Below are 24,954 nucleotides of genomic sequence, written 5' to 3' on the forward strand. Positions count from 1 at the left end.
ATGGACTTCACCCCCACCGAGGAGCAGTCGGAGGCCGCAGCCCTGGCCTCCCGCATCCTCGCCGACCTGGCCACCCCTGAACGCCTGGCCGCCACCGGCACCGGCTGCGACAACGAACTGTGGAAGGCGCTGTGCAGCGCCGGTCTGCCGGCCGCGGCTGAGGAGAGCGGACTGGTGGGACTCGTCCTCCTGCTGGAGGAGCAGGGCCGCACCACCGCCCAGGTGCCCCTGGCGGCCTCCTGCGTCTACGGGCTGTGGGCCCTGGGCGAGCACGGCAGCGCCGACCAGCGCGCCCGGCTGCTTCCCGCGCTGCGGACCGGAACGGCCGTGGCCACCGGCGCCTTCCCGGCCCGCGGCGAGATCCGGGCGACCCGTGCGCCGGACGGCGGGCTGTGCGGAGTGCTCCCGCTGGTGCCCTGGTTGCGTGGGGCCACCCACGTGCTGGTGCCCGACGCGGACCGCCGCCTGTGGCTGGTGGCGACCGGGGCGCCCGGAGTGCAGGTGCGTGCGGTGCAGACCACTGCGCCGTGGTCGGCCGGCCGGCTCCGCCTGGACGGCGCCCGAGCGGAACCGGTGGGAGGGCCGGGGTCGTCGGCGTACGAGCAGGTCCTGCAGGCGGCGCGGACGGCGTTCGCGGGGCTTGCGGCAGGGGTCTGCGCGGGGTCGCTCGCCCGGGCCGTCTCGCACACCGCCACCCGCGAGCAGTTCGGCAAGCCCCTCGCAGCCAACCAGGCGGTTCGGTTGCGGGCCGCCGATGCCCACATGGACACGGAGGCCATCCGGGTCACCACCTACGAGGCGGCCTGGCGGATCGACGCCGGTCTGGACGCGCGGACCGCGGCGTTGACCGCCGCCTGGTGGGCCGCGGAGGCCGGTCTGCGCGTCGTACTCACCGGTCAGCACCTGCACGGCGGTGCCGGGGCGGACCTGGAGCACCCCGTGCACCGGCACTTCCTCTGGGGCCGGCAGCTCGCCGGGTACCTGGGCTGCGCCAGCGAACTCCTCGCGGAACTGGGTGAATTGATCACCGGGGCGGACATGGACGGGAAGGTGGCGGGATGAAGGTGGGCGACGAACTGGCTCCACTGCGGGTACCGATCACCCGCACCCTGATCGTCGCGGGGGCCATCGCCTCCCGGGACTACCAGGACGTGCACCACGATGCCGAGCTGGCCCGCGCCAAGGGTGCCCCGGACATCTTCATGAACATCCTGACCACCAACGGGCTGGTCGGCCGTTACGTCACCGAACGGTTGGGGCCCACGGCCGTGCTGCGCGGGATCGCGATCCGGCTCGGCGTGCCCAACTATCCGGGCGACACGATGACCCTGACGGGCACGGTCACCCGCTACCGCGAAGGCGTCGTGGAGATCGAGGTCCTCGGCGCGAACCGGCTCGGGCGCCACGTCACCGGCACCGTGTCGGTGACGCTGGCGGGCGGAGCTCCCGACCTCGCCCCGCTTCCCGACGTGCAACGAGCCCCGTCCGCCGACGGGCCGGCCCCGAGCGCCGGATCCGTCCCGGAGGCGGGGCTGTGAGCGTCCACCGGCCGGACCGCCTGGGGTCGAGGGCCGCCCTCGTCGGCATCGGTGCCACCGAGTTCTCCAAGGACTCCGGGCGCAGCGAGCTCCGGTTGGCGGTGGAGGCAGTGCGGGCCGCACTCGACGACGCCGGACTTGCACCAGCCGACGTGGACGGGATGGTCACCTTCACGATGGACGGCAACCCGGAGATCACGGTGGCGCAGGCTGCCGGGATCGGCGAGCTGTCCTTCTTCTCCCGGGTCCACTACGGCGGCGGAGCCGCCTGCGCCACAGTGCAGCAGGCGGCGCTGGCCGTCGCGTCGGGCGTCGCGGAGGTCGTGGTCTGCTACCGCGCCTTCAACGAGCGTTCGGGGCGCCGCTTCGGCTCCGGCGTCCAACACCGTGAGCCTTCGGCCGAAGGAGCCGCCCTCGGATGGTCCCTGCCCTGGGGGCTGCTCACGCCGGCTTCCTGGGTGGCCATGGCTGCCCGGCGCTACCTCCACGTGTACGGCCTCACCCCCGAGGCCTTCGGACAGGTGGCCGTCACCGGGCGCCGGCACGCCGCCTCCAACCCGGAGGCCTACTTCCACGGTCGCCCGATCACCCTGGCCGACCACGCCGCCTCCCGATGGATCGTGGAGCCGCTGCGGCTGCTCGACTGCTGCCAGGAGACCGACGGCGGTCAGGCCCTGGTGGTCACCACCGTGGAGCGAGCCCGAGACCTGCGGCGCCCACCGGCGGTCATCACGGCGGCGGCGCAGGGCGCCGGGCGCCGGCAGGAAGGAATGACCAGCTTCTACCGGGACGACCTGACGGGGCTGCCGGAGACCGCCGTGGTCGCCCGCCAGCTGTGGCGGACCAGCGGGCTCGGACCCGCCGACATCGACGTGGCGATCCTCTACGACCACTTCACGCCCTTCGTGCTGATGCAGTTGGAAGAGTTCGGCTTCTGCGGGCCCGGGGAGGCGGCGGACTTCGTGGCCCAGGACGTCCTGCCGCTCAACACTCACGGCGGGCAGCTCGGCGAGGCCTACCTGCACGGGATGAACGGAATCGCCGAAGGGGTGCGGCAGCTGCGCGGTGATGCCGTGAACCAGGTCGAAGGGGCCGGCCGGCTCCTGGTGACGGCCGGCACCGGCGTACCCACCTCCGGCCTTCTGCTGAGCCGGGACGACTGACGCTCTCGGCCTCGCGCTCGGGCGGACCCGGGGGTTCCCGCCCTACCCGGGCACCCCCGGGTACACCCCTACCTTAGGGCGGCCCTCCTCCACCTTCAGGAGGTGGGGCTCGCCCCACCCCTACAACTTGAGGCGGACATCCCTTCAGGACCTCCGGGCGATCCAGAGGGCGGGTGCCCGCTCCTAGCGTGGACCTATGACCACGCCCGTCTGCTCCAGCGCCTCCCGGGCCGCGACCCTTCCCGGCTTCTACCCCTCGTTCTCCAGCTACGTCCGGGCCCGTCAGCCCGCGCTGATGCGGACCGCGCGTTCCCTGACCGCCAACCCGTGCGACGCCGAGGACCTGCTGCAGACCGCGCTCACCAAGACGTACGTCGCCTGGGAGCGCATCGAGGACCACCGGGCGCTCGACGGTTACGTGCGCCGCGCCCTGCTCAACACGCGGACCTCCCAGTGGCGCAAGCGCAAGGTCGACGAGTTCGCCTGCGAGGAGCTCCCTGAGGGCGACGGCGTGCCCCTGCCGGACCCCGCGGAGACACAGGTGCTGCGCGACGCCATGTGGCGTGCGGTGATGCGGCTGCCCGACCGGCAGCGCGCGATGGTGGTGCTCCGCTACTACGAGGACCTCAGTGAGGCGCAGACCGCCGAACTGCTCGGGGTGTCCGTGGGTACGGTCAAGAGCGCGGTATCCCGTGCGCTCGGCAAGCTCCGGGAGGACCCCGGTCTGTTTGCCGTGCACTGACGGGACCGGCTCTCGCCGTCCGGCCGCACTCGCCGAGCCGATCGCAGTCCGGTGTGTGCCGTGGCGGCCGGGACCAGTGGTGGTCCTGAGCGTGTCGGCGCATCGGCGTCCCCACCACTTTGTACTCCCGGGTAGTGACATACCGCGTGGTATGTGCGCAGAATCGGCAGCACTTGTTCCATCCACTGCCGCGTAGCGCCCACGGGAGGACGCCGTGCTGAGCACCATGCAGGACGTACCACTGACCGTCACCCGGATCCTTCACCACGGGATGACGATCCACGGGCGGTCCCAGGTGACCACCTGGACCGGCGACTCCGAACCGCACCGACGTACCTTCGCCGAGATCGGTGCCAGGGCCAACCAGTTGGCGCACGCGCTGAGCGAGGCCCTCGGGGTCCAGGACTCCGACCGGGTTGCGACACTCATGTGGAACAACTCAGAACATGTCGAGGCATACTTCGCGATCCCATCGATGGGTGCGGTCCTCCACACCCTCAACCTGCGCCTCCCGGTCGAGCAGCTGATCTGGATCGTCAACCACGCCGAGGACCGCGTGATCCTCGTCAACGGCACCCTGCTACCGCTCCTCGCACCGATCCTGCCGCACCTGCCCACCGTCGAACACGTGGTGGTCTGTGGCCCCGGCGACCGCTCCCCACTGGCCGAACTCGACGTGCAGGTCCACGACTACGAGGAACTGCTGGCCGGGCGCCCCACCTCCTACGACTGGCCGGAGCTGGACGAGCGGCAGGCCGCCGCCATGTGCTACACCTCCGGCACGACCGGGGACCCCAAGGGCGTCGTGTACTCGCACCGTTCGATCTACCTGCACGCCATGCAGGTGAACATGGCCGAGTCGATGGGGCTCACCGACGCCGACACGGCGCTGATCGTGGTGCCCCAGTTCCACGTCAACGCCTGGGGCCTGCCGCACGGCGTCTTCATGACCGGCATCAACATGCTGATGCCCGACCGCTTCCTCCAATCCGGCCCGCTCGCCGAAATGATCGAACGGGAGAGGCCCACCTACGCCGCCGCCGTCCCCACCATCTGGCAGGGCCTGCTCGCCGAACTGAGCGCTCACCCACGAGACATCTCCTCCATGCGCCAGGTCACCATCGGAGGCTCCGCCTGCCCACCCGCCCTGATGGAGGCCTACGACAAGATCGGCGTCCGGCTCTGCCACGCCTGGGGTATGACGGAAACCTCCCCGCTGGGCACCATGGCGCACCCCCCGGCCGGACTCACCGCCGAAGAGGAGTGGCCCTACCGCATCACGCAGGGACGCCTCCCGGCGAGCGTCGAAGCCCGACTGATCGGCCCCGGTGGCGACCGTCTGCCCTGGGACGGCGAGTCGGCCGGCGAACTGGAGGTCCGCGGCCCCTGGATCGCCGCCGCCTACTACGGCGGCGCCGGCGCCGAACCGCTCCGCCCCGCCGATAAGTTCAGCGAGGACGGTTGGCTCAAGACCGGTGACGTCGGTGTGATCAGCCCCGATGGCTTCCTGACTCTCACCGACCGGGCGAAGGACGTGATCAAGTCGGGTGGCGAATGGATCTCCAGCGTCGAGCTGGAGAACGCCCTCATGGCCCACCCCGAAGTAGCCGAAGCCGCCGTCGTCGCCGTCCCCGACGAGAAGTGGGGCGAACGCCCGCTGGCCACCGTCGTCCTCAGGGAAGGAGCCGCGGCCGACTACGACACCCTGCGCGCCTTCCTGGGCCAGTCAATCGCCAAATGGCAGCTGCCGGAGCGCTGGGCGATCGTGCCCGCGGTGCCCAAGACGAGCGTCGGCAAGTTCGACAAGAAGAAGATCCGTGAAGCACACAGGTTGGGTCAGCTCGACGTGACCAAGCTCAACTGACCTGGCCGCACTGCCCAACTGGCGCCGCTGGCGCCCCAGAGAGCCCCCTGGCCCCCCGCCGGGGGGCTCTTGACGTACCTGCCCCCCCTCGGCCCGCAGCGGGCCCCGGGGCCACGCGCCGAGCCAGCGAGGCTGATCGGCGGCGCCAGTTTCCTGTTCTCTCAACTGTGATCCCTTGACCCTGCGGTCACCGGGTCGGGAGCATCGAACGGGACAACCGAAGACCTCACAGCAGGGGGACGGCATGGCAGTGACACGGCTGGTTGGGGAGTGCGAGAAGGGGACGTGTGCGACCTTGTACCGGGTCGAGGAGACCGGTGACCTGTTGGTGCAGGGATACGACGTAGAGAACGCGGGGGCCGTGGTGGGTGTCGAAATCCCCGCCGGTGAGTCCGTGGTCCGCATCCCCGCCGAGGTCATGGAGAGGTACGCGCGTGAGCATCTCGCCCGCTGAATTCGAGAAACTGTTCACTGATTTCCGCCGGGAGGCCTTCCGGCTGGAGACCTTGGACGACTACAGCGGATCATCTGACCCGGAGATGATCCGCGCATTTCTGGCCGGCGAGCCTCAGCCGGACGACTATAACCAGGAGTGGTCCGAAGAGGTGCGCGCCAATATTGAGGCCGGAAAGCGCATGTATCGGGTCCACGTCCTCGCACGCCCCATGACCGACTATCTGCGATTCGAACTCGGCTGGGGCTATCGCAAGAACGCAAAGGCCGGAGAAGAGTTCTTCATCCTGGACACCACAGATCAACCGAACCCGCTGGAAGGGGTTCCGGACTTCTGGATGTTCGATGAGTCCTCTGTGGTCTCGATGAACTACGGAGAAGGCGGAAAGTTCCTGGGAGCTGAATCCCACTCCGATCCTGCGGAATGGATGGCCCGCCGCGACCTGGCGCTGAGTCTCGCTGTGCCGTTCGCTGAATGGTGGGAGCGGTACGGGAACGAGTGAACAGCACAGACCTCGGCAGAGCACTGCGGGAGCTGCGAAAGGCCAGCGGGAAAGAGGCCAAGGCGGTTGCCCGCAGTGCTGCCATGTCTCCGAGTAAGCTGAGTAAGATCGAGAATGGGCATCTCGCAGCAAGCGTCATCGACGTAGAGCGCATCCTTTCAGCCTTGGGTGTACCGGAAGAAGTGAAAGCTCAGCTGACCGAAGCTGCGCGCGTGGTGGCCACGGAGGCTACCGCGTGGCGAATCTACCGCCGTACCGGCCTGCACAAGCATCAGGAAGAGATCCGGGCTATAGAGGGCCAGACAAGCCTTCTGCGAGTCTTCCAGCCCTCCTGCATTCCAGGGCTTCTGCAGTCGCCGGAGTACGTCCGTGCGATTCAGCAGAATTCAGATCTGACCGAAGATGCGCTAGAGAAGATGATCGGCGCTCGGATGCGCCGACAGGAAGTCCTGTATGACAGGCGGCGCAATTTCCACTTCCTGATCACTGAGTCGGTACTCAGGTGGGCCCTGGTTCGGCCGCCAATGATGGCCGCGCAACTAGACAAAGTCGTCACCATGTCGAGAATGCCAAACATTGCCATTGGGGTAGTGCCGCAGTCGGGAGCGAAGCATGAACTTCCGACATGCTCGTTCGTCATGTTTGACGCCCGGCTAGTGATTGTCGAGATCCCGCACGCCGAGATCACCACCAGCGAGCCAAGGGACGTGGACCAATACCTGAGGAAGTTCGAAGGTTTTGAGCGCCTGGCGCTAACGGGCGACGTCATGCGATCCATGGTCGAGAGCATCCGAGACGAGTTCTTGCAGGAACAGGAAACCGGCTAGAACCTGGCCCCGCACCCCGACACCATTGGTTGTCGATTCCCGGAGTGGCGAGGGGTGCGAGATGGCGACCAGAACGGACACGTTCGAGTACGCGACCTACACGAACAAGCGCGAGACGTGCCCGTCGTGCACGATGCCCATTCCCCTTAACCAGCTCGCCCGGCGGGGAATGCTCGGCCAGAAGGACGGCCCGCCGAAAGTTGCCTACTGGCACACCCGGTGCGTGAACGCGGACGGGTCGCGCCGATGACGCGCTCAGTCCTCCGATACACCGAACATCGGATCATCAGAGACCCCGAAACGGTCCCCAATGTGGCTGCGAGCTGCCTGCATCCGGGATGCGGTTGGTCTGCTACGCCCGGCCCCGACGTAGCCGAGGTCGACAGGCAGTGCATGACGCACACGGGCCTGAACGCGGGCCACAGCCGCTTTCTTCGCGGGTTCTGGGACATCGCCCTTGTTCATCGGGTCACCACGGCCTGACACAGACCCCGCCCCCGCGAGGGCGGGCAACGAGACGCCCAACGACAGGAGGAGTCACACGATGACGACCATGGTTGAGAGCCTCGTCGCCTTACGGCACGGGCGGGACCTTGTCAGCGTCGAGCTGTTCGAGCGCCTCGCCGCGTTCTGCGCGGACGAATACGGGCTTGAGCGGGTCGTGGCCGACCGCGTCATGGATCAGGCCATCGCGTTCGTGTACGTCCTTGGCAGCCAGAAGGCGTACGACATGGCGCCCGGTGAGCGGGTGGACCCCGGATGGCACTCGTTCATGCTCCACACGCAGGAGTACGCCGCCTGGTGTCAGGAGCAGTTCGGCTACTTCGTCCACCACGCCCCGAACGCGAAGGTGCGGACGCGCGGACTGATGGTGTCCGTGGCCGACCGTGTCAGGGCTGCCGGGTTCGACGTCGACGTCCGGGCTGTGGGGCACCGCAGCCGAGTGCAACCAGCCGGCCTGTTGCGGCGACGGCGACGGCTGCTGACCCGCCAACTCGCTCCCGACACACGGATCATGTCGTGATCCGCTCGAACGAAGGAGGACCCGGGCACGTCTCAGGTACCCGGGTCCTCCCCTGAGCAAAGGTGCCGCCCATGCCATCTGATGAGGGTCTGACCGGGAGCAGCAGAGTCACCGTATTCGCCATGTTCGGCGTGGTCTTCGGGTATGCCACGCACCACCTTGGCGCGCGGAGACTCGGAGACGTCGCCATCGTCGGCCCGCTCACTCCCGGGGTGGAGTGGGGGCGCCTGTGGCAGATGGCCCGCACCTGCGGACGGCCCACGGCAGGCGAGACCGAGCTAGCCCAGTGGGTGCTCACGCAAGCCACCCGGGCCTTCGTGTGCGGGAGCGACCGTATCGCGCAGTTCCAAGAGCAGGGGTGGAAGTTGGAGCCAGGCGGGAAGCGGGTCCGGTTCGATGCGACGTACGCCAACCGTGACCAGCTATGGACGGGGAACCTGACCGTGGAAGGGCTCACCCCGGACCAGGTAGCCGAACGGCCCACCCTCTACCAAGCCTGACACGCCCCCCGCTGAACCCCTCCAACGGCGGGCGGGCCCGGCACCCTCCCCACGGGCCCACAGCCCCCCTGGCCCCACCTCCAGGATGGGGCTCCTTCATGCCATCCCCGACCCTGAGAGCGGTTTGCCGTTGTCCACCGGGTGTGGAGCGTTCTGTGGGCTCTCGATACCCGCACGTTGCGGGCTGTGGGTGCCGCGAAATCCTGCCACCCGAGAACGTGTCCAGTCCGCGCGGGCGCTGCGCGGACTCATTTCACCCGACCCCGTCAGACTGCTGCTTTCCGCACTTTCATATGGGAGGGGGTTCCTGAGGCTGAGGGGGGCAAGGCGAAGCCCCCGGCCCAAGGGGCGCGGGGGCGTGGTCGGGGAGCTGCTGCGCCTACTCGGAGAGGTGGCGGTAAACGGTGGCCTGCCCGATGCCGAGGGCCTTGGCGATCGCACCGTAGGACTCACCATCCGCGCGGCGGGCCTTGGCCGCAGCGATCATGTCGGCGGTCATGGCCCTCGGCCTGCCACCGGTACGGCCCTGAGCCTTGGCCGCGTCCAGACCGGCGCGGGTGCGCTCCACGATCATGTCCCGTTCCAGCTCTGCGAAGGCAACCATCATCGTGAAGAAGAAGATCCGTGAGCAGCACCGGCTGGGTGAGCTGGAAGTGACCAAGCTCGACTGAGCACGGCCGAGCCCCTGGCGACAGCCAGGGGCTGTCAGCTGCCCCGGGTCAGCCAGCGCCTGAGCAGCCGGCTGACCTGCGGCATCGCCACATAGGTCATCAGGACGGAGAAGAGGGCCGCAGTCGCGGCGGTCCGTACCACCAACGGTAGATCCGCCAGAAGCGGCCCGAGCAGCCCATTGCCCAGCAGGGAGATCGGGAAGATCGCCAACCCGGAACTGACCGCCATCTTCCAGCGTGGCGGTGCGGGCCGAGAAGAGCCCGGCTTCGCGAACCAGGTCTCCATCCCGGTGAGTTCCCGCCGCGCTATCTCACTGTGGTGATGGCCCGCGCAGTTCGCGAACCAGGCGGCCCGCTCCGGCGATTCCTGCCAGCGCCGCAAGGACTCCTCGTCCCGGAAGCGGTGCACCAGGAACCATGGCGCTCCCTCGGCCACCGGGCGGAAGAACCCGTACCCCAGATGCCCCGGAAAGGCCGAGGCCGCCTCCAGGATGCCCGCGGCCCAGGTCTCGAAGGAGGCATCGAAACCCGGCTCCACCCGGCGCGCGATCAACAAGGTGACCTCGCCGTTGTCGGCGGGCACGGTCTCGCCGCGACCTCCCGCCACCGTGGTCAATTCGTCCCGATCTTCGCCAACAGATCGACGATCCGGCCCTGCACCTCCGCACTCGTGGACCGCTCGGCCAGGAACAGCACGTTCTCACCCGAACCGAGCCGCGTCAGGTCCGTACGGTCGATGGCGGCGGACGTGTAGACGACGAGCGGGGTGCGGCTCAGCTGCCCGTTCGCATGCAGCCAGTCCACGATCCCGGCCCGACGACGACGCACCTGCATCAGGTCCATCACCACCAGGTTCGGTCGGATCTCGGTGGCGAGCTCCACCGCGTCCGTATCCGCACCGGCGCACGCCACCTGCATGCCGCGCCGCTCCAACGTCGCCGTCAAGGCCTGCGCGATCTCCTCGCTCTCCTCGATGACCAGCACCCGAGGCGGATGCTGCTCACTGTCGCGCGGCGCCAAGGCCTTCAGCAGCACCGCCGGATCGGCGCCGTACGCGGCCTCCCTGGTCGCCTGCCCGAGCCCCGCGGTCACCAGCACCGGTACCTCGGCCGCCACCGCCGCCTGCCGCAGCGACTGCAAGGCGGTACGGGTGATGGGCCCGGTCAGCGGGTCCACGAACAACGCCGCCGGGTACGCGGCGATCTGCGCGTCCACCTCCTCCCGGGAACGCACGATCACAGGCCGGTACCCGCGGTCGCTCAGCGCCTGCTCGGTCGCGCCGTCGGGAGCGGGCCACACCAACAGCCGCCGTGGGTTGTCCAAGGGCTCCGGTGGGAGCTCGTCGTCCACTGGCTGCGGCGCGGGCGCGGCCGAGACCTCGACGGCGCCACCGGGCCCGTCGAGCGGTTCCGGACCTTCACCGGTCGCCTGGTCCGGGGCTCCTATCGCGAAGGCCCGGCCCACCGGCTGCTCCTCCTCGGCGCGTTCGGTCAGACGCCTTCGCCGCCCCGACCCGGAAGCGGCCGGCTCCGCCGCAGTCACCGTCTTCTCCGCCACCTGCTGGCCGAAGGGGACTCCTTGACCGAGGGTGCGCACGCTTATCTGCGCGGCCCCCTCCGAGCCGACCGCCGCCTCCGGTTGCCGCGCCGAGGGCACGGCAACCTGCCCGGCTGCTCCGGGTGTCGACTCCGGCGCGGTCCGCGCAGCGGGCACCGGCCAGGCCGGCGTGGCCGGCAGAGCGCGACGCCGGCCCGTGGGCTGCGGAAGCGGATGCGGCTGCGGCGGCGTGTGATCGGCCATCGGGTCCTGTGTCAGGGCAGCGTGTGCCTCGACCGGGGCCGCGGGTACGACACCGGCGGCCGGGGCCGCCCGGTCAGCAGCAGCGGGCGGCAGCGCGAACGGCCCGACCGGAGCCTGCGCCGCCTCCGGTTGCGCCGCGGCGGGCTCGGCGGGACTGCCCAACGGCCTGCGGGCCCGGCGCCCGCCCGGCTCGGCTTCGACCAGCGGGACGGCCGGCTGCTCCGGGGCAGCCGCATCGGGACCGGCGGGGCCGGGCGTGGAGGAGCTCTGGGTGGCCAGCGCACGGCGACGACCGGTGCCGACGGGCGCACCCTGCGGGGGCACGGTCTCACCGAGCCCGGGCTGCTGCTGCTGCTGCGCCGCCTCGCCCGCTGCGCCAGCGCCCGGTGCCCCTGGCGCCGGTGCGGGTTCCGCGGTCCCCGGCTCGGCTCCGTCCGGACCCCGGCGCCGCCCGGTCCCGGCGGGCTGGGCCGTCTCCAGTGCGTGCGGCGCCTGCACCGGGCGCGCGCCGGCGGGCGCCGGCGCGACGGCCGCTGCCGGGCTCAGCCCCTCGGGCAGGCCGGCGACCTGGGGTTGCACGGGAGCTTGGGGTTGCACGGGAGCTTGGGGGAGCGCCGGCACCATACCGACGGCCGGCGAGAGGCCCGACGCCGGTGCCGGGCCCAGCGAGGCCCGCCCGGTCACCGTGCTCGCACCGGCTGCCGGCAGCGCCAGCGCCTCGCTGGCGCCGTCCGCCCGACGGGCCCGACGCCGCCCCGAGGGCGCCTCCGCAGCCGGAGCGCCCTCCTCCGCGTCGTCGAGGAACGCATCCACGCCACGCCGCCCCCGTCGCCCGTTGCCGGGCGCGACGGGAGCGCCGGAGGCCTTCGCCGCACCCGGGACGGCCGGCTGCTCGGTGTCCTTCTTCTTCTCCTGCGCTCCGCCGTCCTTCGGCTCCACCATCCCGGCGCCCGAACCCAGGGGCAGTTCCAGCACGAAGGCGTGCCCACTCATCCCGGGCACCGAATGGGTCTGGAGTACCCCGGCGTGCGCCGCGACGATGCCGCGCACGATCGGCCCGTGCACCGGGTTGCCACCCTCGTAAGGGCCACGCACCTCGATGCGCACCACGTCCCCGCGCTGCGCGGCAGCCACCACGATCGTCGAGTCCATATAACCGCCGCCACCGACCGACACCGGCGCGTTGCCGGTGGAGTCGACGCCGGCGACGTCAGCGATCAGATGCGCGAGGGCCGTCGCCAGCCGGTCGCCGTCGACCTCCGCCTCGATGGTCGGCGCATGCACCGCGAACTGGGCCCGACCCGGACCGATCAGCTCTACGGCACCCTCGACGCCGGCGGTCACGACCGCGTCCAACAGCGTCTTGGACTTGTCGAGCTTCTCCGCCCCGGAGTCCAGCAGCTGGAAGTTCAAGACGTTGTCGACCAGGGTGCTCATCCGCGAGTACCCGGCCGCGAGATGGTGCAGCAGCTGGTTGGCCTCGGGCCACAACTGCCCGGCGTCGTCGGCAGCCAGCGTCGCCAGCTCGCCCCGCAACTCCTCCAACGGCCCGCGCAGGGAGTCGCCGAGCACGGCCAGCAGCTGCGCGTGCCGCGCCGCCAGCGCGTCGTAGCGGCGCCGGTCCGTGAAGGTCATGACCGCCCCGACCAACTGCTCCCCGTCGCGCACGGGAGAAGTCGTCAGATCCACCGCCACCGGCTGACCGGCCTTGTTCCACAGCACCTGCCCACGAACCCGGTGCTTGCGCCCGGAGCGCAGGGTGTCGGCGAGCGCGGACTCCGCGTACGGGAAGGGAGAACCGTCGGCCCGTGAATGCTGGACCAGGCCGTGTAGTTCGCGGTTGCCGAGGTCGGTCGCTCGGTACCCCAGGATCTGGGCGGCTGCGGGATTGACGAGGACCACCCGGCCCTCGGTGTCGGTCCCGATCACGCCCTCGGCTGCCGCCCGCAGGATCATCTCGGTCTGCCGCTGCGAACGGGCCAGTTCCGCCTCGGTGTCCACCGTGCCCGAAAGGTCCCTTACGACGAGCATCAACAGCTCGTCCCCGGTGTACGGCTGGGGGTCAGAGTAGGCGTCCCGGCCGTCCAGGTTGGCGCTGGTGACCTCAACCGGGAACTCCGAGCCGTCGGTCCGGCGGGCGGTCATCCGGGTCGGCTTGGTCCGCCCGTGCGCCTGGTCGCCGGGCCGGCGCATCGAGCCGGGGATCAGCTTCGAGTCGAACTCGGGCAGAAGATCCAGCAGCCCTCGCCCCACCAGCCCGGTACCGGGCGACTCGAAAGCATCCAACGCGATCGAGTTGGCGTTCACCACCGTGCCGTTCGCATTGACGAGCAGCAGCGCGTCGGGAAGTGCGTCGAGTATCGCTGCGAGGCGAGCAGCGCCTCGGGATGGCCTGCTGCTCACGTGGACGCTTCCTCCCTGACTACCGGCATGTCACGGGAGGAGTCTACGGGCTGCGGCTCGGCACAGGACGGCGGATCCGGGGGAGAAGTAAGGAGGAAACGGACCTGTGCAGGGGAGTTCCAGGTCAAGAGCGTGCACTTGGAAGCACCGGTTCCATCCTGTCCCAGCGTTCGATCTCGCAACCGTTGCGCCGGCTGAAGTGCGCATCGATGCGTCGACCGTGCCAGGTCCCGGTGACGTGCGCCGTGGCGGGGCCGCCGTACTGGCGGGTGCACATCTGCCGGCGCCCGGTGGGCGCGAAGGGGTCGATGCGCGCCCGCGACAGGTCCCGCAGGTGTTCACAGGCCCGCTCGGCCTCCGGGTGCGTCCCACCGGCAGGCCCGCACTCCAGCTCGTAGGTGCCGTTGGCGTACGGGTTGCCGGTCTTGTCCACGGTCACCTTGAGATGGTCGGGCGCGAGCAGCCCGAGCGGCAGTGGTGGCAGCGGGCCGACGGCGTGGGCCATCGGCGCGGGCAACACCACCGCGGAGACGAGAGCAGCGAGTGCGATCCGGTGCAGCATGGGGGCTCCGGCCTTTCCGTGCCGATTCTTCGTGCCGATCCTTCGTATGCACGCTCAACGCCGACGGCCCCGCCGGGGATGCGCCCGATCCCCCGCCCGAGGGCACCTGCCCGCCATCGCGCCCCCAAGGCTTTGCCCTGGCCGCCCTGCGCCTAGTACCGTGGGGGTGCAATTGGTGAGGGGCCACCGCCCTGTGTCATCATCTGCACGCACCCCCGTACGCGAGGGTGTGCTGGAGGCGTCGCCTAGTCCGGTCTATGGCGCCGCACTGCTAATGCGGTTTGGGTTTTAAAGCCCATCGAGGGTTCAAATCCCTCCGCCTCCGCTTAGTGATCACTGAAGCCCCGGTCCACTGGACCGGGGCTTCAGTGTTTCCAGGACCCTCTGGCGCACTGCCCCGCGGGGGTGTTTGCCCAGCTCAGAGCGGGTGCAGGCAACGGATTTCGCGTCCCGGCGCAGGTCATGTAATGTTGTTCTCGCAACGCCGACGGGGCCGAAAAGCCCGGAAAGCACAAGCACTCGTAGCTTAACGGATAGAGCATCTGACTACGGATCAGAAGGTTGCAGGTTCGAATCCTGCCGAGTGCACAGCAGGTGAGAGGCCCGGACGAGAGTCCGGGCCTCTTGCGTTGTCGGGCCGTACAGCTTCCCCGCTGGCTTCGGCGTACACCTTCATCGTCGTCACGATCTGAGAGGGACGAAGGATTCGCTGTGCCACCTTTGGGTGGACCTTGAGAGCGGCGAGGAGTGAACTGCAGGGGTGCGGGTGGATTCGAGGCGGGCCCAGGAGTCGGGTGTGGTCGGGGGAGCGGGTCAGGACTCGCGCCAGGCCTGGCGGTGGCGGGCGATGTCGTGGATGCGGCGTATCCGGTCGGCGGACAGGGCGCCGTCGGCCGCGGCGAGGGCGGCGAGTTCCCGTTCGCGGTAGACGCGGACGTCGAGGAGGGTGGGTTCCTTGTTGAGGTTCGTGGCGCCGACGAAGACGAGGACGGGCTGGACGGTCACCCGGAAGCCGCAGTGCGCGCTGAGGGTACGAGCGGCGCGGGTGGCCTCGGCGCGGGCGCGGCGGGGATAGGGGCGTGGTTCGCCGCCACGGATCTTCGCGGCTTCGTCACCGACCCAGACGGAACTGCCGCGCACGTACTTGGTGTTGATCGTGAAGACGCCGCCCGGTCCGATGAGCAGGTGGTCGATGTCGTAGCGCGGCGGCAGCGGTATGGAGTGCAGGACCTGCCAGCCCTGGGCGGTGAACCTGCGCAGTTCCCGTCCCACCGCGCGCTCGCCGGCGAGCCCCTTGCGCCAGGGGTCCCATTCGGAGGGGCGCCGCAGGAGCCAGTGGGTCAGCCGGTCCGCCCAGCTCTGGCCGGTGAGTTTCGCGCGCAGGGCCGCTCCGGGGGCCTGCTGCGCGAGATCGTCACCTTCGGTGAGTGGCGGCAGGGGCGGCGGGCTGCCATCGGGGCGGTAGCGGGCCAGCGCTTCGAGGACGGCGGGGCGTAAGTCCTCCCGCAGTACCTCCAGGTGGCCGCTGCGTTGGTCGACCCAGGCCACCAGGTCGCCGTTGGCCAGGTTCAGGTACAGCCGGTGATGGCCGTACTTCCGCCAGGCGGTCACCCGCACTTCCTCCACGCCACGTCCTTCCGGCATATGTCCGTCGTTCCGCCAGACATGGCAACAGCCGGAGCGCTCCGCCACAAGACGGCCTCCCACCCCCTGGTGGTCTGGGATCGTTCTCCTTGAGTGCCGTGGTGCGGGCGAGGAGTTCGGCCAGGAGGAGTCGACGCAGGTCAGTTCGGGCCAGGGCGGTCCGGTGAACCGCTTGAGCCCCGGGTTTTGCTCCTGGTGTTCGTCGTGGTCTCCGAGGTGGTCGGGTGGTGCTGTACGCGCCTTCCTCGTCGGCCTGGCGGGGCGTGTCCCTTTGGAGCGGGACGGCAGCGCGGGCGGTGGGTGGCGCAGGAGTGGGGAAGCGGATGTGGCGGTGTACCGGACTGCGCTGGTCGACGGGCGGCGCCCGGCTCGGGTGGTTCAGCGAAGAGGTGGGGGAGCGGTGGAGTTCGCTGCGCTACGGGCAGGAGCTCGGCTTCGCGGCCAGAGGTGACCGGCGCTGCCTCGGGGTGCGCCGCGCCGGACGGCGTACCCCTTGCCCGCGGGCCGAGTTGGTGGAGCCGCGTTCCGGGAACGCACAGTGCCCCGAGTGCAACCGGCTCGACCGGTCCTTCTCGGTGGCCGCGGATACCCGCCTGGATGATCCGCGGCCTTACCGGGTCTACCTCGCCTGGTTCGGTCCGGGTGTGGTCAAGGTGGGGATCACCGCTGAGGAGCGCGGGGTGGCTCGGCTGTTGGAGCAAGGTGCGGTCGCCTTCACCTGGTTGGGGCGTGGTCCGTTGATGGCTGCCCGGCGCACTGAGGAGGTGGTGCGCGCCGCGCTGTCGGTGCCGGATCGCATCTCGTACGCGCGCAAGCGCGCCCTGCGCGGGAGTTTGCCGCCGCTGGCTGAAAGGGCCGCGGAGGTGGCGCGGTTGTACCGTTCGGCGAGGGAGTTGGGTTCCTGGCCGGAGTCTTTGGAGCCGCTGCCGTGTGAAGTGCTCGACCAGTCAGTGGTGTTCGGGCTCCGGCGGGTGCCCCGGCCGGCCCGCGTGGTGACCCACCTGTTGCCGGGGACGGTGGTGGTGGGCAGCCTGGCGGCTGCGGCCGGGCCGGATCTGCATCTTGCGGACGGTCTGGTGGTGGACGTCCGGCTGTTGGCGGGCTGGGTGTTGGTGGCCGCGGGTGCCGGGGAGCCCGGCGGGGCCGTGCCTGTGAAGGGGATCGAGCAGTCGCAGGGGCGGCAGGGGGGTTTGTTCTGAGCCGTGGCCCGGCTGTCTGGGAGCAGTGGTGGGCGGGTTCGGGTCCGGGGGGTGTGGACATCGGACCCGCGGCCGGTTGAGGGTGGGGTCATGAACACGACGACGCCGGGCGGGGCCGTGCAGGTCTCCGGGGCCTCCGGCAGCAGCAGCGGGGCATGGGGGCGGTACGGCGTCGCGTGCCCGTCCTCGCAGACAGCCCGGACCGGATCGGGGCGCGGCCGGTGGCGGTCATGATCCCGTCCGGTGGCGGCGCCGTGGACGGCGTGCGGTCGCGGTGGCAGCGCCTCGGGCTGCCCGGGCTGGTTGACGTGCACACTCACTTCATGCCCGAGCGGGTGATGGCGAAGGTGTGGGACTACTTCGACGCGGTCGGCCCGCTGACCGGCGTGGAGTGGCCCATCACCTACCGCCACGAGGAGCGGCACCGGGTGGAGCTGTTGCGGGGCTTCGGGGTCCGTGCCTTCACTTCGATGATCTATCCGCACAAGCCGGAGATGGCGGCGTGGCTGAACGCCTGGGCGGCGGATTTCGCGGCCCGGACCCCTGGCTGCCTGCGTACGGCGACGTTCTATCCGGAGCGGGGCGTGACGCGGTACGTGCGTGAGGCGGTGGAGGCAGGTGCGCGGGTCTTCAAGGCACACCTGCAGGTCGGTGGGTACGACCCGAACGACGAGCGGCTGGAGGCCGTGTGGGGGCTGCTGGCCGAAGCCGGTGTTCCGGTGGTGATCCACTGCGGTTCGGGTCCGGTGCCCGGCAAGTACACGGGCCCAGAGCCCGTAGGGCGGCTGCTCGCCCGGCATCCGCGGTTGGCGCTGGTGGTGGCGCACATGGGGATGCCGGAGTACGCCGATTTCATGGACCTCGCGGAGCGGTATCCGCAGGTCAGGTTGGACACCACCATGGTGTTCACGGAGTTCGCGGAGCGCTTGAGCGCGTTCCCGGTGGCGCAACGGTCGCGGCTGGCGGCGCTGGGGGACCGCGTTCTGCTGGGGAGTGACTTCCCGAACATCCCGTACCCCTACGAGCACCAGGTCGCCGCGCTCGAAGGACTGGGGCTCGGGGACGACTGGCTCCGGGCGGTCCTCCACGACAACGGTGCCCGGCTGTTCGCACTGCCGGAGGTCTGACCGGGGCTTGGAGGGGGTCTGCCGCCGGGCGCCACTGTGGTTTCTCAGCGAATTCACAGGAACGGGCAAGGGGGCTCTCAGCGAGCGGCGCCAGGCTCGACGCCATGACGACCCTCATCACCACCACCGGCACGCGGGCCCGCGGCGAGCTCCTACGGCCCGACGGCGGACCGGTCAGGGTCCTCGTCGTGGATGACGAGGCCTCGCTGTCCGAGCTGCTTTCCATGGCACTGCGCTATGAGGGCTGGGAGGTGCGCAGTGCCGCGGACGGCGAAAGCGCGATCCGCACGGCCCGGGACTTCGAGCCGGATGCAGTGATCTTGGACGTGATGCTTCCCGACATGGACGGGCTGAGCGTCCTGGGGCGGCTGCGGCGCACACACCCGCATGTTCCGGTGCTGTTCCTGACCGCGAAGGACGCGGTGGAGGACCGGATCGCCGGACTGACGGCGGGTGGCGACGACTACGTGACGAAGCCGTTCAGCCTGGAGGAGGTCGTGGCCAGGCTGCGGGGCCTCATCCGTCGTTCCGGGGCGGCTGCCGCCGCTCGGGGCGGATCCACCCTGGTGGTCGGTGACCTCACGCTCGACGAGGACAGCCATGAGGTGACCCGGGGTGGTGAGGAGATCCACCTGACCGCCACGGAGTTCGAGCTGCTGCGCTATCTGATGCGCAACCCGCGCCGGGTGCTGAGCAAGGCACAGATCCTCGACCGGGTGTGGTCCTACGACTTCGGCGGACAGGCCAACGTGGTGGAGCTCTACATCTCCTATCTTCGCCGCAAGGTGGACCGCGGACGTTCCGCGATGATCCACACCAGACGTGGGGCCGGCTATCTGATCAAACCGGGCGAGTAGTGCGTTCCTCCCCGCCGCGGAGCCCGCGGTGGTCGCGAGTGCTCCCGTGGGGTCTCCGACGGCGTTCCGCCGCCCGGCCCGCGCCCGGTGGTCGGGCGCGGCGGGCGTTTGGCCGTCGCCCGTGGTCACTGCGCACCCGGCTGGTGGTGTCCGCGGTGCTGCTGATCGCGGTCGTGGGGGCGGCCATCGGTACGGTCACCACCCTCGCCCTCCGTTCCCACCTGGTGGGGCAGTTGGACGAGCAGTTGGTCACCGCGGTGGAGCTCACCCGGCGTGGCCCGGCCCGCGATCCCGATCCGCTGCACTTCGTCAACGGGCCCGGCAACCCGCTGGGGACCGTCGGGGTGCGGCTGTCCTCGGACGGGCAGGCGGTCGCGGGGGCGCGCAGCGTGGACCGGGACCGGGTGGCACTGACCACCGAGCAGGCAGCCGCCCTGGCGGACGCGGTGGACTCCGGGGGGCAGCGGGACGCTGCCGCGCCGCGGCCGGTTTCCGTGGAGGTGCCCGGGCTCGGTGACTTCCGGGTGCTGGAGGCTCCCAACGGCTCGCTGGTGGTGGGCTTTCCGCTGTCGGGGGTTCAGGGAACGGTCGGCACCCTGATCGTGGTCGAGGTGTGTGTGACCGCCGCCGGTGTGATCGCGGCTGGTCTGGCCGGGCAGGCGCTGGTCGGGGTGGCCCTGAGGCCGTTGCGGAGGGTCGCGGCCACCGCCACCCGGGTTTCGGAACTGCCCCTGCACCGCGGCGTGGTGGCTCTGCACGAGCGGGTTCCGGAGGCCGAGGCGGACCCGCGCACGGAGGTCGGTCAGGTCGGCGCCGCGCTCAACAGGATGCTGGGACACGTCGGTTCGGCGCTGTCGGCACGCCAGGAGAGCGAGACGCGGGTCCGACAGTTCGTGGCCGATGCCAGTCACGAACTGCGTACCCCGTTGGCCTCGATCCGCGGGTACGCGGAGCTGACCCGGCGGGGGCGCGAGGAGATCGGCCCCGATACGCAGCACGCCCTGGGCCGCATCGAGTCCGAGGCTGCGCGGATGACGGGTCTGGTGGAAGACCTCCTGTTGCTGGCCCGGCTGGATTCGGGGCGCCCGCTCTCGTACCAGAGCACTGATCTGTTGCCTTTGGTCGTCGACGCCCTCAGCGATGCCCGGGCCGCCGGCCCCGATCACCGCTGGCGCCTGGAGCTTCCCTCGGAGGAAGCCGCCGAGGCGGTGATCTGGGCCGATGCGCCCCGGATCCAACAGATCCTCGTCAACCTCCTGGCGAACGCGCGCACCCACACCCCACCGGGGACCACCGTCACCGCACGCGTCCGCGCCACCGAACCGGGCGGGCCGCAGACCACCAGCAACCGGCCCAGCACCCTCCTGGAGATCGAGGACAACGGCCCTGGCATCCCACCCGGGCTGCTGCCCCACGTCTTCGAACGCTTCGCCCGCGGTGACGCCTCCCGGTCGCGGCACGCCGGTTCCACCGGCCTGGGGCTGGCCATCGTGCAGGCCGTGGTCACCGCCCATGGCGGTGAGGTGGCCGTACAGAGCGATCCCGGGCGCACGGTGTTCCGGGTCCGGCTGCCCGCACACGGGCCGCTGGTGAAACCGGAATCGAAGGCGCCGGCCGTCGGCGCAGCGATCGAGAGCGCGGCGTCCGCCGACCCGAGGGCCCCCAACTCACAGGTGCAGCACAGCTTCAGCACACGGGTATGACAGCACGGCCCGGGAGTGTCGGGGCATGCGAACCGACACTCCCGCCGGTGCTCTCCCCGGCGCACTTCCGCCCCGTGAGCACCTCCCGGTCTTCCCGGTCCGGGAGGGGCCCGGGCCGCAGCTCCAACAGTGGCCCGCACCGCCACCCACCACCCCGGTCCTGGACGTGGTCGTTCCCGTCTACAACGAGGAACGCGACCTCGGACCCTGTGTGCACCGCCTGCACGAGCACCTCACCCGCACCTTCCCGTACCCGTTCCGGATCACCGTCGCCGACAACGCGAGCACCGACCGCACCCCCGAGGTGGCGGCGGAACTCGTCGCCGAGAACCCGACGGTGCGGGTGGTCCGCCTTGCGGAGAAGGGCCGCGGGCGCGCCCTGCGCACCGTGTGGTCCCGTTCTGAGGCGCCCGTCCTCGCCTACATGGACGTGGACCTGTCCACCGACCTCAACGCCCTGCTGCCGCTCGTCGCCCCACTGATCTCCGGACACTCCGACCTCGCCATCGGAACCCGGCTGGCCCGCTCCTCGCGGGTGGTGCGCGGCCCCAAGCGGGAGTTCATCTCCCGCGCCTACAACCTCCTGCTGCGCGGCTCCCTGGCCACCCGTTTCAGTGATGCGCAGTGCGGATTCAAGGCGATCCGGCGCGAGGTGGCGGTGTCGTTGCTGCCGCTGGTCGAGGACTCGGGCTGGTTCTTCGACACGGAACTGCTGGTCCTGGCCGAACGCGCCGGGCTACGCATCCACGAGGTGCCGGTGGACTGGGTCGACGACCCGAACTCCTCCGTCCATGTGGTCCGGACCGCCACCGAGGACCTCAAGGGCATGTGGCGGGTGGGCCGGGCCCTGGCCGGTGGTGCGCTGCCGCTGGACCGGCTCGCCCGGCCCTTCGGCGACGACCCCCGCGACCGGTCGCTGCACGGCGTCCCCGGTGGCCTGGCCCGCCAACTCCTGGGCTTCTGCGCGATCGGCGCCCTCAGCACCCTCGTCTACCTCGCGCTGTACTCCCTCTTCCGTACCGGTCTGGGCGCCCAGACGGCCAACGGCGCCGCCCTCCTGCTGTCCGCGATCGCCAACACGGCCGCCAACCGCAGGCTCACCTTCGGCGTCCGCGGTCGGGACCGGGCCCTGCGCCACCAGGCGCAGGGGCTTGTGGTCTTCGCCATCGGCCTTGTGTTGACCAGCGGCTCGCTGGTCGCTCTCGACGCCGCCACCGACGACCCCGGACACGGCACCGAGCTCGCCGTGCTGATCGTCGCCAACCTCGCCGCCACCGTCCTGCGGTTCCTGCTCTACCGGGCCTGGGTCTTCCCCGAGCGCCGGACCACCGTCACTTTCAAGGAGGCCCGATGACCACGGCCACACCAGCCAACCCCGCGGCACCGGCCGAACCGCCCTCGGGCACTTTCCGGCACGGTCGGGCACCCGCCGAGCCCACCGGCGGCCGGCCGCGCTGGGAGCGCCCCGCCTTCGTCGCCCTGCTGCTCACCACCGCGCTGCTCTACTGCTGGAACCTCGGCGCCTCCGGGTACGCCAACTCCTTCTACTCCGCAGCCGTCCAAGCCGGCAGCGAGAGCTGGAAGGCCTTCTTCTTCGGCTCGCTGGACGCCGCGAACGCCATCACGGTCGACAAGCCTCCGGCCTCCCTGTGGCCGATGGCACTGTCCGTGCGCCTGTTCGGACTCGGTTCCTGGCAGATCCTGCTGCCACAGGTGCTGATGGGCGTTGCCACCGCCGCGGTGCTCTACGCGGCTGTTCGACGCAGGTTCAGCGCTGCCGCCGCGTTGATCGCCGGAGTGGTGTTCGCGCTCACCCCGGTGGCCGCGCTGATGTTCCGCTTCAACAACCCCGACGCGTTGCTCGCTCTGTTGATGACCGTCGCCGTGTACTGCCTGCTGCGTTCCCTGGAGCGGGCCCGCACCGGCTGGTTGCTCGCGGCTGGGGCGGCCGTCGGCCTGGCCTTCCTCACCAAGACCCTGCAAGCCTTCGTGATCCTGCCGCCGCTGGCCCTGGTCTACGCGGTGTGCGCCCCCACCCGGCCACTGCGAAGGTTGTGGCAACTGCTGGGCGCCGCATTTGCGTTGGTCGTCACGGGTGGCTGGTGGGTGGCCGTCGTGGAGTGGTGGCCGGCTGACTCCCGGCCGTACATCGGTGGCTCGCAGAACAACTCCTTCCTGGAACTGACCCTGGGCTACAACGGCCTGGGCCGGATCAACGGTGAGGAGACCGGCAGCGTCGGCGGAGGTGGTGGGGGCCGTGGCGGGGGCTGGGGTGAGACCGGCCTGGACCGGCTCTTCTCCGGGAACATCGGCGGTCAGATCTCCTGGCTGCTGCCCGCGGCCCTGCTGCTCCTGCTGGCCGGCCTCGTGATCACTTGGCGGGCGCCGCGGACCGACACCGCCCGGGCCGCGTTCCTGGCCTGGGGCGGCGCGCTACTGACCACCGGCCTGGTGTTCAGCCTGATGCAGGGGATCTTCCACGAGTACTACACGGTCGCCCTCGCCCCCTACATCGCGGCGCTGGTCGGCATGGGCGTGAGCGTGTTGTGGGAGGAGCGGCACACGCCGGTGGCGGCTGCCGCCCTCGCAGGCACGGCAGCGGTGAGCGGTCTGTGGTCGTACGTGCTGCTCTCCAGGTCCCCCGACTACCTGCCCGCGCTGCGTTGGGTGGTGCTCGCGGCCGGACTGGGCGCGGCTGTCGGCCTGTTGGCGGGCAGCCGGCTGGGTGGCCGTCGGCTGGCCCTGGGGGCGGCGGGGCTGGCGCTGGCAGCGGGTCTGGTGGGTCCGCTGGCGTACACGTTGACGACCCTCAACACCGGTCACACCGGGTCGATCGTGACTGCCGGGCCGGCGGTCGAGGGTGCCCGGGGCGGCCCGGGCGGCGGCCCGGGACGAGGTCCGGGTGGCAACGGCACGCTGCCGCCCGGCGGCTTCCCCGGCCAGGGTCAGAGCCAGGGCGCGGGTCAGGGGTTGGGCATGCCGCCTGGTCAGGGCGCGGGGCAAGGCCAGGGCGCGGGTCAGGGGTTGGGCATGCCGCCTGGTCAGGGCGCGGGGCAAGGCCAGGGCGCGGGTCAGGGGTTGGGCATGCCGCCTGGCCAGGGCGGCCAGGGCGGCCAGGGCGCGGGTCAGGGCCGGGGCAAGGGCCAGGCGCTCGGTCAGGGTGCGCTGAAGGGGCCTGGAGGGCAAGACGGCGAGGGCGCCGGTGCCGGGCGCGGCGGCGCCGGCATGGGCGGACTGATCCGGGGCGCCTCCGTCGACGCGGCAACCGAAGCGGCGCTGGAGAAGGACGCGGACTCGTACACCTGGGTGGCTGCCGCGATCGGGGCGCAGAATGCCGCGAGCTACCAACTCGCCACCCAACAGCCGGTGATGGCCATCGGTGGATTCAACGGGAGCGATCCCTCGCCGACGCTGGCGCAGTTCCAGGAGTACGTGCAGCAGGGCAAGATCCACTACTTCGTCGCGGGCGGAGACCGAGGAGGGCGGCCCGGAGGGAGCCCCGAGGGCAACACCAGTACCTCCATCACCACCTGGGTGACGGAGAACTTCACCCAGGTCACGGTGGGTGGAACCACCCTCTACGACCTGACCGCACCGAAGAGCTGATCCGCCCCGCGGACGGCACCGCGGATGGGGCACTCTGGTGTCAGGAAGACGGGCGGACCGGGCAAACCGGTCCGCCCGCCGGACGATGGAGGGTGCCTGATGGCGACTGCGGCCGATCCCGCGAAGGCCGATGGGCCGGCTCGTACCAGCGTGTGGCGGACCGTTCACCCCGGTGTCTCCAGACGCCGGTCGGGCCGCGAGCCCGCTCTGTGCCGGGGCAGCATCACCGCCGCCGCGGTCCGGCTGTTGGACTCCGACGGGCTGTCCCGCTTCTCGATGCGCCGTCTCGCCGGTGAACTCGGCGTCACGGCGATGTCGTTGTACTGGTACGTGGACACCAAGCACGACCTCCTGGAGCTCGCCCTGGACGCGGCGATCGGTGAACTCCCACCATCCTCGAAGGAGTTCACGACCGAGGGGCGGCGAGAGTGGTCGAACGCGCTGCGGGCCCTCGCCCTCGGGTACCGACGCCTGCTGGTCCGGCATCCATGGCTGGCCGTGCTGGCCCGTGAGTACCCCAACATCGGCCCGCACGCCACGGCCTTCGACCAGAGCCTGTGCAGACTGTTGGCCGCCACGGGGCTGGCCCCCGAAGGGCGCGCCGGGGCCCGGCTGGCGGTGACCCAGTTCCTCCAGGGGTGTGCGCACCCTTGTGGCGCCCGGGAAGGCGCTCCGGAGGCGGAGTTCGCCTTCGCGGTGGACGTCCTCGTCGCAGGCATCGAGGCGAAGCGTCCCCGCCCCGGTCCTGCCACGTGAAAGGGAAGACCG

22 protein-coding genes, 2 tRNA genes and 1 pseudogene are annotated in these 24,954 nt (G+C 70.6%); 20 read left to right on the forward strand and 5 right to left on the reverse strand.

The annotated features are described in order from the left end of the window. The 11 genes and pseudogenes from ACFYMC_RS10605 to ACFYMC_RS10655 all read left to right on the forward strand — a co-directional run bounded on the left by ACFYMC_RS10605 (nucleotide 1) and on the right by ACFYMC_RS10655 (nucleotide 8,614). Nucleotides 1–1,062: an acyl-CoA dehydrogenase family protein gene (locus tag ACFYMC_RS10605; protein WP_388521924.1), complete on the forward strand. Its 1,062-nt coding sequence runs from the start codon at nucleotides 1–3 to the stop codon at nucleotides 1,060–1,062. Continuing rightward, nucleotides 1,059–1,445 (forward strand): annotated as a pseudogene (locus tag ACFYMC_RS10610) (MaoC/PaaZ C-terminal domain-containing protein); the annotation flags it as partial. The gene ACFYMC_RS10605 and the pseudogene ACFYMC_RS10610, both read left to right, overlap by 4 nt. 89 nt (nucleotides 1,446–1,534) lie before the next feature. Further along, the gene (locus ACFYMC_RS10615; RefSeq protein WP_388521927.1) at nucleotides 1,535–2,701 is read left to right on the forward strand and encodes a lipid-transfer protein; all 1,167 of its coding nucleotides are present in this window, start codon (nucleotides 1,535–1,537) and stop codon (nucleotides 2,699–2,701) included. A 196-nt stretch (nucleotides 2,702–2,897) separates the two neighbouring features. Further along, nucleotides 2,898–3,443, forward strand: a complete 546-nt coding sequence (locus tag ACFYMC_RS10620; RefSeq protein WP_388521930.1) for a SigE family RNA polymerase sigma factor — start codon at nucleotides 2,898–2,900, stop codon at nucleotides 3,441–3,443. A gap of 214 nt (nucleotides 3,444–3,657) precedes the next feature. Then, a complete protein-coding gene (locus ACFYMC_RS10625) occupies nucleotides 3,658–5,307 on the forward strand; it encodes a long-chain fatty acid--CoA ligase (RefSeq protein WP_388521932.1) in 1,650 nt (549 codons plus the stop codon). 244 nt (nucleotides 5,308–5,551) lie between these two features. Further along, a complete protein-coding gene (locus ACFYMC_RS10630) occupies nucleotides 5,552–5,761 on the forward strand; it encodes a hypothetical protein (RefSeq protein WP_388521935.1) in 210 nt (69 codons plus the stop codon). Continuing rightward, nucleotides 5,742–6,263, forward strand: coding sequence for a DUF6879 family protein (locus tag ACFYMC_RS10635; protein WP_388521938.1), 522 nt, complete (start codon nucleotides 5,742–5,744; stop codon nucleotides 6,261–6,263). Before ACFYMC_RS10630 ends, ACFYMC_RS10635 begins: the two co-directional genes overlap by 20 nt. After that, entirely contained in the window at nucleotides 6,260–7,090 is an 831-nt protein-coding gene (locus ACFYMC_RS10640) for a helix-turn-helix domain-containing protein (RefSeq protein WP_388521941.1), read from the forward strand. The genes ACFYMC_RS10635 and ACFYMC_RS10640 overlap by 4 nt, the downstream gene beginning before the upstream one ends. Nucleotides 7,091–7,151: 61 nt before the next feature. Further along, on the forward strand, nucleotides 7,152–7,340 hold the full coding sequence (locus ACFYMC_RS10645) for a hypothetical protein (RefSeq protein WP_388521943.1): 189 nt from the start codon (nucleotides 7,152–7,154) through the stop codon (nucleotides 7,338–7,340). Between the two features lie 294 nt (nucleotides 7,341–7,634). Continuing rightward, nucleotides 7,635–8,114, forward strand: a complete 480-nt coding sequence (locus ACFYMC_RS10650) for a hypothetical protein (RefSeq protein WP_388521946.1) — start codon at nucleotides 7,635–7,637, stop codon at nucleotides 8,112–8,114. A 71-nt stretch (nucleotides 8,115–8,185) separates the two neighbouring features. Next, nucleotides 8,186–8,614, forward strand: a complete 429-nt coding sequence (locus ACFYMC_RS10655; protein ID WP_388521948.1) for a hypothetical protein — start codon at nucleotides 8,186–8,188, stop codon at nucleotides 8,612–8,614. A gap of 379 nt (nucleotides 8,615–8,993) precedes the next feature. Here the strand turns inward: ACFYMC_RS10655 and ACFYMC_RS10660 are convergent, their stop codons facing one another. The 4 genes from ACFYMC_RS10660 to ACFYMC_RS10675 form a co-directional block, all read right to left on the reverse strand. Next, nucleotides 8,994–9,188 carry a helix-turn-helix domain-containing protein gene (locus ACFYMC_RS10660; protein ID WP_388521951.1) on the reverse strand — a complete coding sequence of 65 codons (195 nt, stop codon included), beginning with the start codon at nucleotides 9,186–9,188 and terminating at the stop codon, nucleotides 8,994–8,996. A 131-nt stretch (nucleotides 9,189–9,319) separates the two neighbouring features. After that, complete coding sequence (locus tag ACFYMC_RS10665) at nucleotides 9,320–9,892, reverse strand: antibiotic biosynthesis monooxygenase (RefSeq protein WP_388522289.1); 573 nt, start codon at nucleotides 9,890–9,892, stop codon at nucleotides 9,320–9,322. A gap of 5 nt (nucleotides 9,893–9,897) precedes the next feature. Then, nucleotides 9,898–13,488: a PAS domain-containing protein gene (locus ACFYMC_RS10670; protein ID WP_388521954.1), complete on the reverse strand. Its 3,591-nt coding sequence runs from the start codon at nucleotides 13,486–13,488 to the stop codon at nucleotides 9,898–9,900. A gap of 124 nt (nucleotides 13,489–13,612) precedes the next feature. Continuing rightward, nucleotides 13,613–14,050, reverse strand: coding sequence for an SSI family serine proteinase inhibitor (locus ACFYMC_RS10675; RefSeq protein ID WP_388521956.1), 438 nt, complete (start codon nucleotides 14,048–14,050; stop codon nucleotides 13,613–13,615). Between the two features lie 234 nt (nucleotides 14,051–14,284). On the opposite strand from ACFYMC_RS10675, the gene ACFYMC_RS10680 reads away from it, so the two are divergent. Both ACFYMC_RS10680 and ACFYMC_RS10685 read left to right on the forward strand, forming a co-directional pair. Next, a tRNA-Ser gene (locus ACFYMC_RS10680) sits at nucleotides 14,285–14,375 on the forward strand. 190 nt (nucleotides 14,376–14,565) lie between these two features. Then, nucleotides 14,566–14,638 (forward strand) — tRNA-Arg (locus ACFYMC_RS10685). 225 nt (nucleotides 14,639–14,863) lie between these two features. Here the strand turns inward: ACFYMC_RS10685 and ACFYMC_RS10690 are convergent. Beyond that, nucleotides 14,864–15,676: a nuclease-related domain-containing protein gene (locus ACFYMC_RS10690; RefSeq protein WP_388521959.1), complete on the reverse strand. Its 813-nt coding sequence runs from the start codon at nucleotides 15,674–15,676 to the stop codon at nucleotides 14,864–14,866. Nucleotides 15,677–16,017: 341 nt separating this feature from the next. On the opposite strand from ACFYMC_RS10690, the gene ACFYMC_RS10695 reads away from it, so the two are divergent. The 7 genes from ACFYMC_RS10695 (at nucleotide 16,018) to ACFYMC_RS10725 (ending at nucleotide 24,942) form a co-directional block, all read left to right on the forward strand. Next, nucleotides 16,018–16,893, forward strand: coding sequence for a DUF2797 domain-containing protein (locus tag ACFYMC_RS10695; RefSeq protein WP_388521962.1), 876 nt, complete (start codon nucleotides 16,018–16,020; stop codon nucleotides 16,891–16,893). Between the two features lie 230 nt (nucleotides 16,894–17,123). Further along, entirely contained in the window at nucleotides 17,124–18,020 is an 897-nt protein-coding gene (locus ACFYMC_RS10700; protein ID WP_388522291.1) for an amidohydrolase family protein, read from the forward strand. Between the two features lie 104 nt (nucleotides 18,021–18,124). Beyond that, nucleotides 18,125–18,877, forward strand: coding sequence for a response regulator transcription factor (locus tag ACFYMC_RS10705; protein WP_388521964.1), 753 nt, complete (start codon nucleotides 18,125–18,127; stop codon nucleotides 18,875–18,877). A 146-nt stretch (nucleotides 18,878–19,023) separates the two neighbouring features. After that, entirely contained in the window at nucleotides 19,024–20,580 is a 1,557-nt protein-coding gene (locus ACFYMC_RS10710; RefSeq protein WP_388521967.1) for a sensor histidine kinase, read from the forward strand. Nucleotides 20,581–20,605: 25 nt separating this feature from the next. Beyond that, nucleotides 20,606–21,934, forward strand: a complete 1,329-nt coding sequence (locus tag ACFYMC_RS10715) for a glycosyltransferase (RefSeq protein WP_388521970.1) — start codon at nucleotides 20,606–20,608, stop codon at nucleotides 21,932–21,934. Further along, nucleotides 21,931–24,186: an ArnT family glycosyltransferase gene (locus ACFYMC_RS10720; RefSeq protein ID WP_388521973.1), complete on the forward strand. Its 2,256-nt coding sequence runs from the start codon at nucleotides 21,931–21,933 to the stop codon at nucleotides 24,184–24,186. The genes ACFYMC_RS10715 and ACFYMC_RS10720 overlap by 4 nt, the downstream gene beginning before the upstream one ends. A gap of 99 nt (nucleotides 24,187–24,285) precedes the next feature. Continuing rightward, nucleotides 24,286–24,942: a TetR/AcrR family transcriptional regulator gene (locus tag ACFYMC_RS10725; protein WP_388521976.1), complete on the forward strand. Its 657-nt coding sequence runs from the start codon at nucleotides 24,286–24,288 to the stop codon at nucleotides 24,940–24,942. The last annotated feature ends 12 nt before the right edge of the window (nucleotides 24,943–24,954 follow it).

The organism is Streptomyces sp. NPDC006879 (genome assembly GCF_042869595.1).
In the GTDB taxonomy this organism is placed as follows: Bacteria; Actinomycetota; Actinomycetes; order Streptomycetales; family Streptomycetaceae; genus Streptomyces.